General features: G+C 69.9%; 20 protein-coding genes. 4 read left to right on the top strand and 16 right to left on the bottom strand.

The features are described from left to right. Nucleotides 1-24: 24 nt before the first annotated feature. Complete coding sequence (locus tag ITJ56_RS01710) at nucleotides 25-282, bottom strand: hypothetical protein (RefSeq protein WP_194626900.1); 258 nt, start codon at nucleotides 280-282, stop codon at nucleotides 25-27. A gap of 206 nt (nucleotides 283-488) precedes the next feature. Further along, nucleotides 489-908: a MarR family winged helix-turn-helix transcriptional regulator gene (locus ITJ56_RS01705; RefSeq protein ID WP_194626898.1), complete on the bottom strand. Its 420-nt coding sequence runs from the start codon at nucleotides 906-908 to the stop codon at nucleotides 489-491. Nucleotides 909-958: 50 nt separating this feature from the next. Here ITJ56_RS01705 and ITJ56_RS01700 point away from each other — a divergent pair, with 50 nt between their 5' ends. From ITJ56_RS01700 to ITJ56_RS01685, 4 genes are all read left to right on the top strand, one after another. Continuing rightward, nucleotides 959-1,735 (top strand): alpha/beta fold hydrolase, encoded by a 777-nt coding sequence (locus ITJ56_RS01700; protein WP_194626896.1) that lies wholly within the window; start codon nucleotides 959-961, stop codon nucleotides 1,733-1,735. Nucleotides 1,736-1,791: 56 nt separating this feature from the next. Further along, a complete protein-coding gene (locus ITJ56_RS01695) occupies nucleotides 1,792-2,958 on the top strand; it encodes a N(5)-(carboxyethyl)ornithine synthase (RefSeq protein WP_194626894.1) in 1,167 nt (388 codons plus the stop codon). Nucleotides 2,959-3,223: 265 nt separating this feature from the next. Next, nucleotides 3,224-4,039: a tyrosine-type recombinase/integrase gene (locus ITJ56_RS01690; RefSeq protein ID WP_323749688.1), complete on the top strand. Its 816-nt coding sequence runs from the start codon at nucleotides 3,224-3,226 to the stop codon at nucleotides 4,037-4,039. Between the two features lie 87 nt (nucleotides 4,040-4,126). Beyond that, the gene (locus tag ITJ56_RS01685; protein WP_194626892.1) at nucleotides 4,127-4,291 is read left to right on the top strand and encodes a DUF4236 domain-containing protein; all 165 of its coding nucleotides are present in this window, start codon (nucleotides 4,127-4,129) and stop codon (nucleotides 4,289-4,291) included. Between the two features lie 6 nt (nucleotides 4,292-4,297). Here ITJ56_RS01685 and ITJ56_RS01680 read toward each other — a convergent pair whose 3' ends face one another. The 14 genes from ITJ56_RS01680 to ITJ56_RS01615 all read right to left on the bottom strand — a co-directional run bounded on the left by ITJ56_RS01680 (nucleotide 4,298) and on the right by ITJ56_RS01615 (nucleotide 15,849). Continuing rightward, the gene (locus tag ITJ56_RS01680) at nucleotides 4,298-5,935 is read right to left on the bottom strand and encodes a hypothetical protein (RefSeq protein WP_194626890.1); all 1,638 of its coding nucleotides are present in this window, start codon (nucleotides 5,933-5,935) and stop codon (nucleotides 4,298-4,300) included. Nucleotides 5,936-5,943: 8 nt separating this feature from the next. Continuing rightward, nucleotides 5,944-6,270 (bottom strand): hypothetical protein, encoded by a 327-nt coding sequence (locus ITJ56_RS01675; protein WP_194626888.1) that lies wholly within the window; start codon nucleotides 6,268-6,270, stop codon nucleotides 5,944-5,946. Then, complete coding sequence (locus tag ITJ56_RS01670; protein WP_194626886.1) at nucleotides 6,270-6,953, bottom strand: hypothetical protein; 684 nt, start codon at nucleotides 6,951-6,953, stop codon at nucleotides 6,270-6,272. The genes ITJ56_RS01675 and ITJ56_RS01670 overlap by 1 nt, the downstream gene beginning before the upstream one ends. Then, the gene (locus tag ITJ56_RS01665; protein WP_194626884.1) at nucleotides 6,950-7,321 is read right to left on the bottom strand and encodes a hypothetical protein; all 372 of its coding nucleotides are present in this window, start codon (nucleotides 7,319-7,321) and stop codon (nucleotides 6,950-6,952) included. Before ITJ56_RS01665 ends, ITJ56_RS01670 begins: the two co-directional genes overlap by 4 nt. Further along, nucleotides 7,318-7,791, bottom strand: coding sequence for a hypothetical protein (locus ITJ56_RS01660; RefSeq protein ID WP_194626882.1), 474 nt, complete (start codon nucleotides 7,789-7,791; stop codon nucleotides 7,318-7,320). The genes ITJ56_RS01665 and ITJ56_RS01660 overlap by 4 nt, the downstream gene beginning before the upstream one ends. A gap of 2 nt (nucleotides 7,792-7,793) precedes the next feature. Further along, nucleotides 7,794-9,224, bottom strand: a complete 1,431-nt coding sequence (locus ITJ56_RS01655) for a hypothetical protein (RefSeq protein WP_194626880.1) — start codon at nucleotides 9,222-9,224, stop codon at nucleotides 7,794-7,796. Next, nucleotides 9,221-11,023: a phage tail tape measure protein gene (locus tag ITJ56_RS01650; RefSeq protein WP_194626878.1), complete on the bottom strand. Its 1,803-nt coding sequence runs from the start codon at nucleotides 11,021-11,023 to the stop codon at nucleotides 9,221-9,223. The genes ITJ56_RS01655 and ITJ56_RS01650 overlap by 4 nt, the downstream gene beginning before the upstream one ends. Before the next feature lie 108 nt (nucleotides 11,024-11,131). Next, nucleotides 11,132-11,470, bottom strand: coding sequence for a hypothetical protein (locus tag ITJ56_RS01645; protein WP_194626876.1), 339 nt, complete (start codon nucleotides 11,468-11,470; stop codon nucleotides 11,132-11,134). Nucleotides 11,471-11,473: 3 nt separating this feature from the next. Further along, the gene (locus ITJ56_RS01640; RefSeq protein WP_194626874.1) at nucleotides 11,474-11,854 is read right to left on the bottom strand and encodes a hypothetical protein; all 381 of its coding nucleotides are present in this window, start codon (nucleotides 11,852-11,854) and stop codon (nucleotides 11,474-11,476) included. Beyond that, the gene (locus ITJ56_RS01635; RefSeq protein WP_194626873.1) at nucleotides 11,854-12,288 is read right to left on the bottom strand and encodes a hypothetical protein; all 435 of its coding nucleotides are present in this window, start codon (nucleotides 12,286-12,288) and stop codon (nucleotides 11,854-11,856) included. Before ITJ56_RS01635 ends, ITJ56_RS01640 begins: the two co-directional genes overlap by 1 nt. A gap of 10 nt (nucleotides 12,289-12,298) precedes the next feature. Further along, on the bottom strand, nucleotides 12,299-12,676 hold the full coding sequence (locus tag ITJ56_RS01630) for a hypothetical protein (protein WP_194626871.1): 378 nt from the start codon (nucleotides 12,674-12,676) through the stop codon (nucleotides 12,299-12,301). Next, nucleotides 12,673-12,993: a hypothetical protein gene (locus tag ITJ56_RS01625; RefSeq protein WP_194626868.1), complete on the bottom strand. Its 321-nt coding sequence runs from the start codon at nucleotides 12,991-12,993 to the stop codon at nucleotides 12,673-12,675. The genes ITJ56_RS01630 and ITJ56_RS01625 overlap by 4 nt, the downstream gene beginning before the upstream one ends. Before the next feature lie 2 nt (nucleotides 12,994-12,995). Beyond that, the gene (locus tag ITJ56_RS01620) at nucleotides 12,996-14,648 is read right to left on the bottom strand and encodes an HK97 family phage prohead protease (RefSeq protein ID WP_194626866.1); all 1,653 of its coding nucleotides are present in this window, start codon (nucleotides 14,646-14,648) and stop codon (nucleotides 12,996-12,998) included. Then, nucleotides 14,641-15,849: a phage portal protein gene (locus tag ITJ56_RS01615; protein ID WP_194626864.1), complete on the bottom strand. Its 1,209-nt coding sequence runs from the start codon at nucleotides 15,847-15,849 to the stop codon at nucleotides 14,641-14,643. The genes ITJ56_RS01620 and ITJ56_RS01615 overlap by 8 nt, the downstream gene beginning before the upstream one ends. Nucleotides 15,850-15,906: the final 57 nt, after the last annotated feature.

Here is a 15,906-nt window from a genome sequence, read left to right as displayed (position 1 = left end):
CCTGCTGAGCGCGGACAGCTCAGGTCACGACGGCCAAGGGAGTCGGACCCGCCAGCGAGCCCATCCCTCGAGCTGTGCCTTCGCGTTCTCGAGGCTGGTGTGACTCCCGGTGATCTCACCGAGGGTGGTCACGACCGCGTACTCGACCGCGTACCCGAGCGACGACGCGACGTTGCCGACGACGACACCACCGACGCGCGCTTCCCAGCGATGCGGGTCGACCACCGTCCAGCGGACCGTCTCCGCGACGGAACGCCCTGAGGACCACCCTGTGGTGGTCACCACGAGAGGGAACCGGCAGGGCAACGCGGCGCGGGCCGTACGAGCAGGTGAGGACGAGGATGCATGGGAGCTTCCGGCTGACATCGGACGATGGAATCGATCCGGCGGCCGGGGTCTCGGGTCACCTGTCGTCGACGGTAGGCGCTTCGGCTGGGAACGGAGCCGGTTGCGTGGCGCGGTCGAGCCCGGTCAAGGGCGGTCGACCGTCACTCCCGCTCGACGAGCACGCTCAGCAGACGCATGAGTTCGGCGCACTGGTCGTCGTCCAGCGGCGCGAACAGCGCGTCGAGGACGTCCGACGCCACGTCGTGACCGTCGTCGAGCGCAGCGCGCCCTGCGTCGGTGAGCACGTGCTCCAGGCGGCGACCGCGTCCAGCCGAGCGTTCGATGAGCCCGCGCTCGACGAGGCGGTTCGCGAGGGTCCCGAACGCCTGGTCACTCTGGAAGGTCGCAAGGGCGAGGTCGTGCGCGGAGGCTCCCGGCATCCGGTCGACGGCACGCAGCGCGTCCCACTGCACGAGCGTGACACCGACACCGCGTTCTCGCAGCGCGGCGTCCATCGTGCGGTGGTTCCGGTACTGGGCGCGCTTGACCGCTTTTCCGAGGGCCTCGAGATCCGTCGTCATGGTGTTACGGTATCAACATCCTTACATCAACATGCTTACTCAGGAGCGCCATGACCAGCACCCTCCCCGAAGACCTCCCCGTCGTCGCAGCCGGAGACCCCGCAACACGCACCGCACTGGTCCTCCACGGCGGCGGCGGTCAGCAGACCGTCGCGCCGATCGTCGGGCACCTCGCCGCCACCATGCACGCCCTCGCCCCCACGCACCCCGGCTGGGACGGCACGACCCGACCCGAGTCGATCGCCTCCGTCGCCGACCTCGCCCACGCCTACCTCGCGCTCCTCGTCGACCACGGCGAGCACGGCGTCGTCGTGATCGGTTCGTCGATCGGTGGCTGGATCGCCCTCGAGATGGCGGTGCAGGCCGCGGCCGACGAACGGTACGCCGGCGTCCTCGGTGGGCTCGTCGTGATCGACTGCGTCGGCGTCGTCGTCGACGGTGAGCCGATCGCGGACTTCTTCGCCCTCGACGCCCGCGAGCTCGCGGAGGTGGCATGGCACGACCCCGAGCGCGGCTACCGGGACCCGGCCGGGTTCACCGACCAGCAGCGCGCGGTCCAGCAGGCGAACGGGAAGACGATGGCCACCGTCGCCGGCAGGAGCATGAGCGACCCGGGGCTGTCGGCTCGCCTCGGCGCCGTGGCCGTCCCGACCCTCGTCGTCTGGGGCGCCAGCGACCGTGTCGTCACCCCCGCCTACGGACGGGCAGTGGCGGACGCCGTCCCGGGGGCGCAGTTCGCCGTCGTCCCCGATGCTGGACACCTCCCGCACCTCGAAGCACCCGACGCGACGTGGGCCGCGATCGATCCGTTCCTGACGCGGATCTGAGCACCAGGACGCGGCGGTCCGGGCGGCACCGGGCCGCACGCGTCGTACAGTGCACCATGACCGAAACAGCGCCAGTGCCACAGTTGCTCCGTCTCGGGGTCCTGGCCGTCTCCCGGAAGGCCGACGAGCGCCGCCTGCCGATCCACCCCGCCCACTTCGAACGGATCGACCCCGATCTGCGCGCGAACATGGTCCTGGAGCGCGGGTACGGCCAGCGCTTCGGCGTCCCCGACGACCACCTCGAACCCCTCGTCGGGGCGATGGCCGACCGTGACGAGATCATCGCGGCGTCCGACGTCGTCCTCCTGCCGAAGCCACAGGCCGACGATCTCGAGGACCTTCGCGAGGGCCAGGTGCTCTGGGGCTGGCCGCACTGCGTCCAGGACCGGGCCCTGACGCAGCTCGCCATCGACAAACGCCTGACCCTGATCGCGTGGGAGTCGATGAACCACTGGCGGGACGACGGTGGTTTCAGCCTGCACGTGTTCCACAAGAACAACGAGCTGGCCGGGTACTGCTCGGTGCTCCACGCCCTGCAGCTCTGCGGCTCCACCGGTGACTACGGACGGCGACTCACCGCCGTCGTCATCGGCTTCGGCGCCACGGCTCGCGGAGCGGTCACGGCGCTGAACGCGCACGGGGTCCACGACGTCCGCGTCCTGACCAACCGGGACATCGCCGCCGTCGGTTCCCCGATCCCGTCGGTCGACATCCTGCAGTTCAGCCACGACGACCAGGCACCGTTCGACAGCGCGGTCAAGACCGGGGACGGCCCGGTCCCGCTGGCGCCCTACCTGGCCGAGAACGACATCGTCGTCAACTGCACGCTCCAGGATCCGAACGCACCCCTCACCTACCTCCGTACCGAGGACCTCGACGCGTTCCGCCCGGGCAGTCTCATCGTCGACGTGTCGGTCGACGAGGGGATGGGCTTCAGCTGGGCCCGGCCCACGTCGTTCGCCGAGCCGATGATCACGGTCGGCGGCTCGACCAACTACTACGCCGTCGACCACAGCCCGTCACTGCTCTGGAACTCCTCGACGTGGGAGATCAGCGAGGCGTTGCTGCCGTTCCTCCGGACGGTGATGTCCGGCCCGGCCTCGTGGACCGCGTCGGAGACGATCCGTCGGGCGATCGAGATCGAGGACGGCCGGGTCCGCAACCCGGCGGTCCTCGCCTTCCAGGGTCGGTCCGGCGAGTACCCCCACCCCACGACGAGGTGACGCGGTCGTCCGCGAGTCCCCGGGGGCGGGACCAGCGGACGGGAGGAGAGCGAAGAAGGGCCCCGGCGATTCCGCCGAGGCCCTTCTTCTGTGCAGCTGCACCAGCTGCGTCTCACTGTGCGCTCGAAGGGACTCGAACCCCCAACCTTCTGGTCTGTAGTCGATCAGGCCGCCTGACGTGGTGCACCGGGCGCGCCCGCTAGCGCACCCTCGCCGTCGCGGTCAACCCCCGATTCACCGAGCGCGGCCCGTGGATAGTTCCAGCGTGAACATTCCGACAGCATGGGGAACCGCGATAGCGGGGTTCCTCGGCTCGCAGCGCGCTGCGGGCCTCCCTGAGACGACGATCTACACCCGCCGGCAGCACCTCGAGCACATGGCCAGGCGCATCGGCACCGAGGACCCGTGGACGACGAGCGGCGCGCAGCTGGTCGCGTGGGCGGGCGCGCAGACCTGGGCACGCGAGACACGGCGCGGCCGACGCACGACGTTCCGGGCGTTCTGGCTCTACGGCGTCGAGGCCGGCCACACGACGACGAACGCGGCCCTGGCGCTGCCGAGGGTGAAGCCGGCACCGCCGCTCCCCCACCCGACGCCCGACACGGTCTACCAGACCGCCCTACGGCGCGCTGACGAGCGCGAGCGGCTGATGATGCGGCTCGCGGCCGACGCCGGCATGCGCCGCGCGGAGATCGCCGTGGCGCACTCGGACGACGTGTTCGAGGACATGCTGGGCTGGTCGATCGTCGTGCACGGCAAGGGCGGCAAACGGCGCGTGGTGCCCCTCACACGCGGTTTCGCGGCCGTCCTGCGGGATCAGCCCTACGGGTACCTGTTCCCCGGCGACGAGGCCGGCCACCTGTCCCCGCGGTGGGTCGGGAAGCTTGTCAACAGACTGTTGGACGGCGACTGGACGATCCACTCACTGCGACACCGGTTCGCCTCCCGGGCGCACCGGGTGAACCGGGACCTGGCCGTCGTGCAAGACCTCCTGGGGCACGCCTCGCCGGCGACGACGCGGATATACGTCGCGACCGACGACACCGACCGACGACGCACGATCGAGGCGATCGCGTCGTGAGGCGGGGGCCGGAGCGTGACCCGAACACACTCCGGCCCCCGGTCGTGGGGGTGGCGACGATCGCCACCCCCGGCGGAGACTGACCCCATGGGGTTCAGCTTCCGCAAGTCCGTCCGCGCCGGCAAGGGCTTCCGCATCAACCTGTCGAACACGGGCGTCTCCGCGTCGAAGCGGGTCGGCCGGGTGTCCGTCAGCACCCGCGGCCGAGTGTCGGTGCGCCTGTTCCCCGGGTTCTTCTGGCGCTCGAAGTAGCCCTGGTCAGATCAGCGCGAGCGCCTTCCGCGCCTGCCATGCCCGTACCGCGTCGTGTGCGGCGCGTGCGAGGTGGTAGTGCCCCTGCTCGTTCGGGTGCACCTGGTCGGACAGGACATCATTCGCCTTGTCCCAGTAGCCGGCCTGGTTCGGGTCCGCCACGATCAGGTTCGGGAACTCGGCAGACATCTGGTCCACGATCGCGTTGAACGCGTCGAGCGCAGCGTCCGAGCCATTGGGGAACTGCGTCGAGGCGGCGTAGTTCGCTAGGTACGGTTCCTTCATCCAGAGCACGGGCGGTGGGTTCGGGCTCACGGGCAGCACCGCATCGATGTAGAGCGAGGTTCCACCGGTCTTCGTGAACCGCACCGTGTGTCCTCGAGCCGACGCCGGCGTGCGCCAGACGTAGATCGACGCGTTAGCGATGCTGCTCGCCGAGAGGTCGAGCCCGGTGACGAGCGTCGTGCCGGCGGTCTGGTCCGTGATGTTCACCACGGCGCCGGCGGTGCCAGCCCCGCGGCAGACCGTCGCTATGAACACGTCCCTGTCGGCAGGCACCACGTACTCGAAGTACGACCCGACCGTGCTGCTGTACTGCGCGGTGCCGCCGGCGAAGAATCCGGTTCCGACCTGCCAGGTCGTCGCCGACTTCACGATCCGGGCATCGGTGTCCTGCACGATTTCGGACGCGTTCACCAGGGCCATGATGCCGCGGGCGCTGTTGATGGCGCTCGTGATGTCAATGGCGGTCGCGCCGTTCTGGCGGGCCGAGTTGATCAGTGCCTGGAGCACGACCAGCGCCTTGGTCCCTGGCACCCAGGGCGCGGTGCCGATGCCGCCGGCGACGCGGCCGAGCGAATCACCGATTGTCGTTCCCCCGGACGCGCGCTTCAGGTCGTTCGCGGGGCCGCCGTCGCTCGTGGGGTAGGTGAGGCCGAGGGACTTCGCGAGGCGTCGCGCCCAATACTGCGACTCGTCTGTCAGGCCCTGCTCGGCGAGGAACGAGTGACCGTAGGTGATCAGCTGCGCCCGGCTGCCCGGCGACGTCGGGACCGCGGGCAGCGCCGTGCTGCCGTCCGCGCCCTGGTCCCCCTTGGGGCCGCGGGGCAGGACCAGGTTCAGCTGCTTGACGGTCTCGTCACCGGTGAGGAAGGCGTCCGCGTCCGCGGTGGCGTCGACTGTCTGGACCTCGCCGATCGTGACGTCGGTGACGGCGCCGGGCTCGCCGCGGATGATCGCGGCGCCGTTCGCGGTGGCCACCGGAGCGACGACGGCGAGGTCGATGGTCTGGCCGGCGGGGACGGCGATCGAGAACGAGCCGTAGGACACGGGGGTGCCGGCGTAGGTGAGGCTTTCGAACGAGACCCTGTAGGTGAAGCCGGTCGGGTTGGTCTCGGTGGTGTCGGTGGCGATCAGGTTTACACCGCGCTTGCCGTTGAGGGTCAGGTAGCCCTCGCTGTCCAGGTCGCACTTGATCGGGACCGGCAGGATCGTCGCGCCGGCGGCGACCACCTTCAGCGCGGTCGCCGATGGGGTGAAGACGACTCGGCCCGACAGGGGCACTTCGTCGGGGTTGAAGTCGGCGTCGACCACGCTGTCTGCGACGGCGGCGAGCAGCCGTCCGGTGACGGTTCCGTACTGCATGGGGTGTCCTATCCGAGTGCGTCGTCGGGCTCGGACTTGAGCCCGTCTGGGTAGCCGGCGGTGGTCTGCTCGTCGGGGTTGGGGCGGTTCGCGGCCTGCCAGGCGGCGTAGCCGGCGGTGAGGGCCACGCCGAATCCGGCGAGGGCGATGCCGTGCCACTCGTCGCCGGTGATCGTCGTCCCGCCGGCGGACTTCTCCTGCACGGCGGCGACAGCTGCGGTGAACGCGCCGCCGACGCCGGCGGTGACGGCCGCGGCGATCGCCTTGCGCGCCTCGGCGAGCTTCTGCCCGATCGTCGGCCAGATGCCGGTGGCGGTCTGCTCGTGCTCGCCCATCAGTTGATCCGCTTCAGGTAGCCAGCGACGATGTCGAGTTCCGCGGCGAGCATGGCGTCGGAGCCGTCGTTGTCGCGGTAGCGGACGAGCAGCGCGCCGTCGTCGCTGCTCTTGATCGGGGCGCGCTTGCCGCTCGCGCCGCACACGTAGGCGACGTTGGCCTCCACATTCGGGTTCTTCGTGACGGGGATGATGCTGTACATGCGGTGCCTCCTAGGGGCTGTGCGGGTGCTGGCGGGCTTGGGAGCGATCGGGGTTGGGGTCGTGTCCCACCGGGGGCGGAACCGGCCCTGGATGTAGCTCACGGGGCGGGTGCGGTAGCGGGCCTCGCGGCTGTCGGAGCCGTTGGCGCCGTAGGTGGTGACGTAGCCGTTGCCGAGGTCGCCGACCATGAACTCGACGTGGTTGCCGACGCCGTTGCCCTCCCAATCGAAGATCAGGACGTCCCACGGTGCGAGGTCGTCGGTGCCGGCGGCGTACGTGCCGTCGCCGGCGGTCTTGAAGTTGTCGACCCAGAGGATCGGTCCGGGCTTGCCGCCCCAGAGGACGTGCGAGCAGAACGCCGCGCAGTCGTCCATGGCAGCGGAGTTGGTCCACGGGACGGGCAGCCGGTCGCGGCTGCTGCCGGCGAGGCTGAGCGCGTACGCCGAGGCGTCGGCGCGGGTGCGGCGGGTGAGGGTCACTGTTCGGGTCTCCTGTCTCGGGTGTTCTCGACTTCGTGCTCGAGCTCGCCGATGCGGTAGCCGTGCTCGCCGAGGGTGCGGAGGATGAGCTTCACGTCGTCGCGGATCGTCGTGAGAGTGCCGGCGTTCGCTTCGTGGCGCTCGTCCTGTTCCTCGCGGAAGTTGGTCTTGTGGTCGTTCTTGACCTCGTGCTTGACCACAGCGAGGTCGCGACTGATGCCCTCGAGCCACGGGCGGACCTTGCGCCAGACTCGCCAGCCTCCGACGCCGAGGCCGACAACGAGAGCGGCGTAGACGATCCACCGGGTGGTGGGTTCGGCCCAGATGGTGCCGGCGAAGTCGGCCCAGGTGTCGCTGGCGACGATCACTGTTCCGCCAGCCACATGCAGTTGAAGTTCGCGTCGTTGCCGGTGCCGACCGCGACCACGCCGTCGGTGTCGATCGGGAACGACATCAGGGCCGCGGCCGAGCCGGTGCCGTTGAGGGCGACGAGGCGGATCAGCTGGCCGGGCCGGTAGCCGGCGGGCAGCGTGAACATCGTCGTGCCGTTGCCCCCGGAGGCGCGCCCCTGGAGGAAGGCGACCGGTCCGAACTTCGTGTACCGGACCCGCTGGGCGGAGTCGTTGGTCCAGCCGTTCTGGAGCGGCGGGTACGTCCACGGCAGGAGGTTCGTGCGCGCCATGAGGGTCGCCAGGTCCGAGTCCAGGGGCGGCTGGCCCTGGTTCTGGAGGATCGCTTCGAGCTTCAGCGCGTTCTGGTAGTCGATGTCCGCGAGGTCGCGCACACGGTCGGTGGAGGCGAACGCCGGCAGTGCGTAGGTGGGCGTGTAGCGGGACATGGTCAGAGTCCTGTCGTGACGTTGGCGAGGTCGCCGAGCCGGATGTCGGGGTCGAACTGGCCGAGTTGCGCGGCCGAGGTCGTGCCGAACACGGCGGCGATGTCGGGGTCGGTGATCGTGCGGGGCTGCGCCGGCGTCATCACGAGGTCGTGCGTCCAGCCGCGGTCGTAGCGGAGGGTGCCGCCGATCGGCTGGTACTGGGGGCCGGCGTTCGGGAGCGTGTTGAACACGGACCCGGTGAAGTACAGGGCGGTCTTCAGCTGGAACGGCCGGTAGAGGACGTCACTGGTCGCGGCGTCGAGCGGGAACCGGCGGTCGTCCAGTCGGACGGTGGGCAGCCGCAGTTGCCCGTTGATCGTGTCGACGATCCCGACGATCTGCTCGGCGAGCCAGCCGGGGGTGCGGTTGATGTAGGGCACCACGCTGTCGGCGGCGTACTCGTCGGGGTCGAGGAACATCGCTTCGGTGTCGTACTTCAGGATGCGGTTGCTGTCGCTCGTCGCGCCGCGTGCGGTCTTCTCCTGGCGGATGCCGCCGGTGTAGATCACGCGCTTCTGCTGGCCTGCGGAGAGGTTCGGGTCTGCGCCGTACCAGGTGTAGGAGACCTGCACGATGTCGATCGCCTCGGCCGAGGTGCTCTCGACTGCGAGCCCGTCTGGCACGGCCACCCGGTCGGCGCTGACGGCGCGGCCGGAGGGCAGGTCGAACCGGACGACGCCGCCGGTGTAGACGAGGTTGATGCTCGATGCTTTCGCGTAGGACCCGATCCGGACCGCGTTCGCGTCGGGGTCGTAGTTGACGACGCCGAGCGGCACGAGCCGGTAGACCTGCTCGATCAGCTCGAGCAACGTCCGCTGGTCCGACGCCGACTGCCCGTGCATGCGGCGGAGGATCGTGCCCTGCGAGTTGGCCTCGCTCGGCACGGTGTCGTAGGCGCTGAAGACGCGGCCCGCGCCGCGGTCGAACAGGTTCGTCATGCGGGTCACGGGGTTCTGCTCGCCCCATCCGCCGGGCCCCTCAACGGACTTCTCGCCCATCTCACCGGTGAGGATCGTGGACGCCGCCTCGGCGAGCCTGTCGCCGGCGCTGATGTTCACGACCCAGACGGGATCGCGGGTCTTCGTGACCGGGTTGAACACGCGCCGGCGGGTGGCGCTGGCCTTGCTGATGCGGCCTCGGAACACGATCAGGTCGCCGAGGATCGCGGACGTCCGGACAACGGCGATCTTCTGCCCGCCCAGGGTCTCCCCGGTGATCCAGTCGCCGGTGGGGTCGATCACGCTCGCCGACAGGGTGCCGGGCTCGGCGGCGTCGTAGGCGTCCTCGCGGCCCCAGACGATCGACAGGTCGTTGAGCGCGACCATGCGGGTCCCGTCCCACTTCGAGGCGATCGTGCGGCCGCTCAGGAGCAGCTGCACGCCGAACGTCGTCACGACGCCTCCCCCGGCATCGTGCGGCCGGTGGTCCTGTAGAACTCGCGGAGCACGCTCGCGACCTCGCGGCCGATCGCGGTCTTGTCGCCGACGCCGGTGTTCACCTCGATCGTGACGTGCGTCGGTGCGGCCGTGGAAGCCGCCGGCGTTGTCGAGCGGGTGAGGTCGGTTGCGTCCCATCCGCCGGTGGCACTCAGCGTCGACACGGAGGCGACACGAGCGAACCGGGCGACGCCGACGGTCTGCGCGCTCGCCTGCTCGACGGTGCGCGCGGAGCGGGCGCCGCCGAACAGGTCGCCGGCCTTGTCGATCGCGCCGGAGATGTTGAACGTTGCGACGTCGCCGAGCAGACCGATCAGCTTCCCGCACCACTCCCACGCGGTCTTGATCCAGTCGACAACCGGGGAGATGGCGACTTCGATCGCGGTGAACGCGACCTCGGCCGTCTGGCGAATCTCGTCCCAGTGCTGCACGACGAGGACGACGGCGGCGATGACGAGGCCGAGCACGACGATGATCGCGAGGACGATCCAGGTGATCGGGTTCGCGAGCCACGCGGCGTTGGAGGCCCACTGCGCGGCGGTCTGGATGGCCTGCACGGCCGCGTAAACCTTCATGGCGCCGGAGATGAGGGTGATCGCGCCGGCGACGACGGCGATCACGAGCGCGAGCGGGCCGAGCACCGGCGCCCACTGCTGGAGATGCAGCAGCACCGGTTCGAGCACGGGCAGCGCCGACGCGCCGATGTCGGTGAACGTGGTCATGACGACGCGCTTCAGCTTCTCGAAGCCCTGATCCTGGCTGACGGTCTCGTCCAGGCGCTTCGCGGCGCCGGCGACCTCGCCGAGTCCCTGCACGGCGGTCGTCGGGTCGAGGGCGAACAGGGCCGCGCCCAGGTCTTCTGCCTGGGTGCCGAACAGGTTCACCGCGGCGGCGTTGCGCTCCACGGGGTCCTGCATGTTGCGGAGCCGGTCGAGCACGGTGTCGAGGCCCTGCGCGGCGCCCTCGCCGCCGGCGGCGATCTGCGCGGTCGCTTCCTGCGCGTTGAGGCCGAGCGCCTCGAATCCGGCGGCCGAGCTAGCGGAGCCGTCCGTGGCACGGATCTGGAATTCCTTCAGGGCGTCGGCCACGAGGTCGGTGTTCCGTGCGCCGGCGGCGAGCCCCTGGTCGATCAGGCCGGTTGCGGTCTGCCCGTCGAGGCCGAGCCGTTGGAACAGTGCCGGGTACTCGGTGAACGTGTCGATCAGGTCTTCGCTGGCGCGGGCGTTGCCCTGGAGCCCTGACGTGATGATGTCGAGCGCGGCCTCGGCGTCGGGTGCCATGCCGGTCCGCATCAGCTGCCCGATGGCGGTCGTGACGCCGCCGAGGTCTTGGTCGAACGTGGTCGCGACGTCGAGGACCCCGGCGGTGACGTCCTTCGTCATCGAGTCGCTGGCGTCGCGCATCCCGTCGATGTTGCCGATCACCTGACGGGAGGCCTCGGCGACCTGCTCGAGACTGTCGCCGTAGGCCTCGGCGAACAGTTCGCCGTTGATCCGGCCGAGCCGTTCGGACTCGGCCGGGTCGAGGCCGAGTTGGCCGGCGAGCTTGTTCCCGACCTGTGCGTTGTCGACGGCACCGAGGACCCCGGCGGCCAGGGCAGCGCCGGCGGCGGCGCCGGCCAGCTGGAGGCCGGCGGCTGCCTTCTCGGCGTGCTCCTGGATACCGTCGACCGCCTTCTCGGCGTCGCGTGCGGCGCTCTGTGCGCCCTTCGCGTCGCCGAGAATGCGGACGGCGAGAATCGCGGTCTTACCGGCCACTTCGTGCCTCGTTTCGTTGGCCGATCAGGTCGACCATGGTTGCGATGTCGTCGGGGTCCTCGTGTCGCCAGACCGAGGCGGGGATGCCGGTTTCGAGGGCCAGCGCGACTAGAAGTCGGTGGGCTGACCCTCGGGGATGGATTCCCCCAGGCCCTCCACCGCCGCGGCCTCGGGGTCGGCCTCGACCTCGTCGGCCTTCTTGAACGAGACGTCCGTCACGGCGTGCTCGCCGGACGAGAACTCGTCCCAGGTCTGGGTGGTCTTCCCCTCGCGCTTCGCGGCGCTCCAGGCGCGGAAGAACATCATCCGCATGGCGTTGTCGGTGAGCCCGCCCCACGCCTTGTTCTTCCGGAGGGTGGACTCGAACGCGAGCGTGTCGCCGATGTTCGGGGTGACGTCGACCGTCTGGCCGTCGTGCTGGGTGATGGTGAGGGTTGCGTTGGACACGGGTCATGCTCCTTGGATGGTGTCGATGGCGCTTTGGACGTAGTTCTCGTAGACCGGCAGCCAGCGACCCTCGGAGTCGCGGGCGCCGTCCGACAGGAACGGCTGAGCTTTGATGTGGCGTCGCGACCAGCCCCAGTGGATCGGGGCCACGTACGGGACGCGGGAGGTGCCGGCGCGGATCACGCCGGCGGTCTTCGTGCCGGACGCACGGATCGTGGCGCGGAGCCGGCCCGTGCGGTACGGGGCGAGCGCGGCCGAGGCGTGCGCTGCGATGGTGGCGGCGCGCTTGTGTGCGTCCTTCAGGTCCGAGAGGTCGTCGCCGGCTTGCTTCAGCGCCGAGCGGAGCCGACGGGCTCCGTCGACCTGGACGACGGTCTCGATCATCAGACGAGGACGAGCGGGGTGCCGTCGACGTCGACCGGGATCGGCTCGCCGATGACGCGGAACTCGAAGTCGGACGTGTTCTTCTTCTTGACGTCGCCGCCGGCGGTCAGCGGGACGATCGTGCAGACGCCCGACCAGGACACCTCGTGCGCGGTCGACGGGGTGAACAGGAATGGGACGTCCTGGATGCGGTGCTGGTAGCACCACAGCTCGAACGAGTCGAGGCCGAAGTCCTGGTTCGCGGTGCCCTTCAGCGCCCAGTCGGTCTTGGCGTCGCCGGCGACGACCTCGCCGGACAGGACGGGGATGTCGTCTTCGAAGTCGGTCGAGGGCTCGATGCTGAACTTCGTGAGCTGCTGCGCGGTCTCGCGCTGGCTGGCGGTCTCGCCGAGCTTCAGCGAGCCGGGGCCGAGCACGTGGGACGTAGCGACCATGGGGTTGCTCCTATTCGGGGTCGGTGTAGGTGAGGACGTAGGCGGGCAGGGCGGGGCCGGCGGTCGGCTGGAAGCTCGTGGGCTCGGCCTCGGTGAAGTCGAGGGACGGGGCAATCGCGGCGATGATCGCGTCGACCCGGGACCAGGACACGATGTGGTTGTCGGTGGGGCCGGCGGTGACGCAGACCTCCCAGGTGGTCTCGACCTGGTGGTAGGTCGGGAACGTCAGGCGGGGCGGGAGGACGATCACGGCGCCGTCCGGTGCCCCCTGGGGGACCTCGGTGCCGTTGAACGTGACGACGACGGCGGCGAGGTCGGTGGGGAGCGCGGCGCGGATCATGGCTGCGATCTGCTCGGCCCGCTCGACCCGCGGGGCGGTGGGGCTCATGCGAGCCCCACCAGCCACGGGGCGAGGATCGACGTCGCCGTGCTCATCGGGTCCCGTGCGAGCCGCATGGGCTGCACGTCCTGGGTCTCGAACCCGACGACGCCGTTGCGGGACGCCTTCCGCCAGTACAGGTCCGCGCCGACCTCCAGGATGGCCCGCCGGCGGACCGGCGGCGGGACGTCCGCGTAGGCGGTCGTCCCGATCCGCTTGTCGACCATCGCCTCGGCCTCTTCCGCGGAGTCCGCGACGAGCTTCAGGGCGGCGTCACCGGCCGCGCCGACGTACTCGGCGAGGGTGACGTGATCGGCGTCGGCCATGCTCAGGCGGCCGGAGCGGCCGGGTCCTTCGTCACGACGGGGATCAGCGCGCCCGGGATCTCGGCGGCGATCGCGGCGTAGTAGTACACCGAGAATGCCTGGGTGAGGTTGATGATGTTCGAGTCGGTCAGCTGCACCAGCGGGCTGTTGTACGCACGCAGGGCCAGCTTGTTGACGAACTGCGGCGTGGCGTCGGCCTGCTTCGGGTCGACCCGGACGATGACGCCGGCGAGGTTGCCACCGAGCGCCTCGGGGGCGATAGTGCCGACGGCGTTCACGCCGGTGCCGGAAACGGTCATGAGCGGCCGGCCGGTGGTGTCGGTCATGTTCGCCAGGCCCTTGAACGTGGCCTTGTCCACGAGCATGACGTCGAGCGAGAGACCCTGGTCCTCGTAGAGGCCAGCGGCGTCGATGATGCCGCCCACCCATCCGGTGTACTTCGTCTGGTCGGTGATCGTGACGGCCGTCCGGGCGTTCGGTCGGTCGGCGTCGACACGGGCGGCGCGGAGCGTTGCGACGGCGGCGCGCAGGTTCACGTTCTTGTTCCGGCCGGCGGCGATCGCCATGCCGCGGAGGTTGAGGTCGAGCATGTTGACGCTGGAGCGCTCGATCTCCTTGCGGGACAGCTGCGTGTACCCACCGATCGTCTTCACGGGCGCGGTGCGGGTCTTGACCTTCACCTTGCCGTACACGAGGTCGTCGCCCTCGTTGACCTGCTCGGCGACCTGCGTGGTGTTCGTGTCGAGCTCGCCGAACTCCAGGGTCTCGCCCTGGTCGGGGAGCGTGCCGCTCGAGAAGATGCCCGACAGGATCGAGTTGTCCTCGATCAGACGGGTGAGGTCGCCGACCCAGGCGGGGCGCAGGCCGCCCTGGTCGCCGAGGACACCGCCCTGCCCGTCCGGGCCGTAGGCGCGTTCCATCAGGTCCTCGTAGGCCTGGATGGTGCTCTCGTCGCCGCGGACGAACGCCTTGATCCACTGACCGGCGCTGCGGTTGTCGACGGGGGCGTCCGCGCCGCGGTGCTCGCCGAGGCGGGCCGTCAGGGCGTCGAACTGGCGGCCGTTCTCGGCGCGCTCCTGGGTGAGCGCGGCGTCCAGGCGGCGCTGGAACTCTTCGGTGTCCACGGGGTCTCCTTGGGGTGTGTGGTCGTTGCTGATGGGCTGGCGGTGGCGAACGTCGGTGACGGTGGCACCGTCGTAGGCGGGCATGGGAACGAGGGACACTTCACGGACCCGAACGGCGGTGCGAGTGATGTCGCCCGACTCGTCGTCCACCTCGTAGCTGACGGACTGGAACCCGACCGACATGGACGTGACCACGCCGTCGCGCAGCAGCGTGTAGGCCTCGTCGCCCAGCGGGGTCTCGGAGATTCGGGCGGTGACCTCCCAGCCGCCGTCCGTGTCGCGGTGCGACGTGATTCGCCCGATCGGGTCGCTGTGGCGCCAGTACAGGAGCGCGTCGTCGGAGTCCTGCACGGACCCGCGGGCGAACGTCTCGTTGTACGTGCCGAACCAGTCGTTGATCGGCACCTGCTGGTCGTACGGGACCGCGATCCCGGTAAAGGTCCGGGCGTCCGAGTCGACTTCGCGGACGTGCAGCTCGCGCACGTGCAGCTGGTCGTCGGCGCCGGCTCGGCGGTGCAGCTGGTCAGGCATCGGTGTTCTCCGTCTTCGCGGGTGCGGTGGGCTTGCGCGCGGCGATCCGCTCGCGCTGCGTGTCGGTGAGCGGGGGCCGGCCTTCGAGCGCGCGAACCTCGTCCACGTCGAGCCAGCCGGCGGTGAGCCCGATCGAGTAGGACTCGTATCGGGTCTTCGTGTCGGTGCGCAGCAGCACGTCGATGTTGAATCGGACCGTCTGGCCGCGGACGCTGACCTCGGTCAGCGCTTCCTCGATTTCGCGGAGGACGTTCATCAGCGAGAACCGGACGTAACCAATCCAGTCCTGCTCGACGTTCGCGTAGGTCTGCGAGCCGCCCTGGACGGCGGCGAGGAACAGCGACCCGGGGACGCCCATCAGGCGGGCGATCTGGGTCGTGGAGAACTGCTGGGACTCGAGGAACTGGACGTCGGCCGGCTTCAGCAGCAGCGGCGCGTACGACAGCCCCTTGCCGAGGACCTTCACGTCGTGGGCGTTGAAGTCCTCGCGGGGGTTGCCGTCCTTGTCCAGCCCCTTCCAGACCTTCTTGTAGGTCTCGGCCTCGTCCTGGTTGAGCGGCTGGTCGGTCTGGAGGATGCCGTTCGGCATGCTGCCCTCGGAGAACCACCCGGAGCCGTAGTCGCGGGCGTCGATCGCGCCGGCGATTTCGAGGCGGGCCGCGGTGATCGGGCCGAGCCCGCGGGCCATGCCGGGGATGCTGAGGAACTTCAGGTGGGCGATATCGGAGGTCGTCCAGTCGTTCCGGCCGTCGTAGGCGAACGTCTTCCGTCCGGTCTTTGGGTCGGTCGTGGGCGTGACCTTGCGCGGGTCCAGAACCTCGGTGTCGATCCACTCGCCGTTCAGGCGAATGATCCGGAGGAACGCGTTCCCGTCGAGGTACAGGCAGACGGTGATTTCTTCGAGGAACCGCGACCGGGACATCGACAGGGCTGGCTTCTGAATCTGGAGCGGCGTGTCCGAGAGCACCTGTCCGCCGCGCTCCACGACGAGGGGCAGCTGGGCGACGGCGGTGGCGTGGATTTGCACGGCGCGGAACACGGTCGAGAGGGTCAGCGCGCGTTCCTGGGTGACGCCGTAGGCGATGTCGCGGCGCGGGGGCTGGAGCTTGGCCGGCATGGTCCCGGTCGAGTTGGCGCCGGTGGTTTCGGCAGGTGCGCCGGCCCGGAGGAGGGCGGCGGTGCGGGACCAGAACGACGACATGGCAGGAACCCTCCAGGGGGTCCCTGCCATGCGGCAAGCTCGGCGGTCGGTAGCGGT

Origin of the sequence: Curtobacterium sp. VKM Ac-1376 (assembly GCF_015351025.1) — a bacterium.
Classification (GTDB): domain Bacteria; phylum Actinomycetota; class Actinomycetes; order Actinomycetales; family Microbacteriaceae; genus Curtobacterium.
This window is presented reverse-complemented; position numbering and strand designations above follow the sequence as displayed.

Coding starts and splice junctions, on each gene's coding strand:
- ITJ56_RS01705 (WP_194626898.1), bottom strand. CDS start 908: ATGACGACGGATCTCGAGGCCCTCGGAAAAGCGGTCAAGCGCGCCCAG.
- ITJ56_RS01700 (WP_194626896.1), top strand. CDS start 959: ATGACCAGCACCCTCCCCGAAGACCTCCCCGTCGTCGCAGCCGGAGAC.
- ITJ56_RS01695 (WP_194626894.1), top strand. CDS start 1,792: ATGACCGAAACAGCGCCAGTGCCACAGTTGCTCCGTCTCGGGGTCCTG.
- ITJ56_RS01685 (WP_194626892.1), top strand. CDS start 4,127: ATGGGGTTCAGCTTCCGCAAGTCCGTCCGCGCCGGCAAGGGCTTCCGC.
- ITJ56_RS01680 (WP_194626890.1), bottom strand. CDS start 5,935: ATGCAGTACGGAACCGTCACCGGACGGCTGCTCGCCGCCGTCGCAGAC.
- ITJ56_RS01675 (WP_194626888.1), bottom strand. CDS start 6,270: ATGGGCGAGCACGAGCAGACCGCCACCGGCATCTGGCCGACGATCGGG.
- ITJ56_RS01660 (WP_194626882.1), bottom strand. CDS start 7,791: ATGTCCCGCTACACGCCCACCTACGCACTGCCGGCGTTCGCCTCCACC.
- ITJ56_RS01640 (WP_194626874.1), bottom strand. CDS start 11,854: ATGATCGAGACCGTCGTCCAGGTCGACGGAGCCCGTCGGCTCCGCTCG.
- ITJ56_RS01635 (WP_194626873.1), bottom strand. CDS start 12,288: ATGGTCGCTACGTCCCACGTGCTCGGCCCCGGCTCGCTGAAGCTCGGC.
- ITJ56_RS01630 (WP_194626871.1), bottom strand. CDS start 12,676: ATGAGCCCCACCGCCCCGCGGGTCGAGCGGGCCGAGCAGATCGCAGCC.
- ITJ56_RS01625 (WP_194626868.1), bottom strand. CDS start 12,993: ATGGCCGACGCCGATCACGTCACCCTCGCCGAGTACGTCGGCGCGGCC.
- ITJ56_RS01620 (WP_194626866.1), bottom strand. CDS start 14,648: ATGCCTGACCAGCTGCACCGCCGAGCCGGCGCCGACGACCAGCTGCAC.
- ITJ56_RS01615 (WP_194626864.1), bottom strand. CDS start 15,849: ATGTCGTCGTTCTGGTCCCGCACCGCCGCCCTCCTCCGGGCCGGCGCA.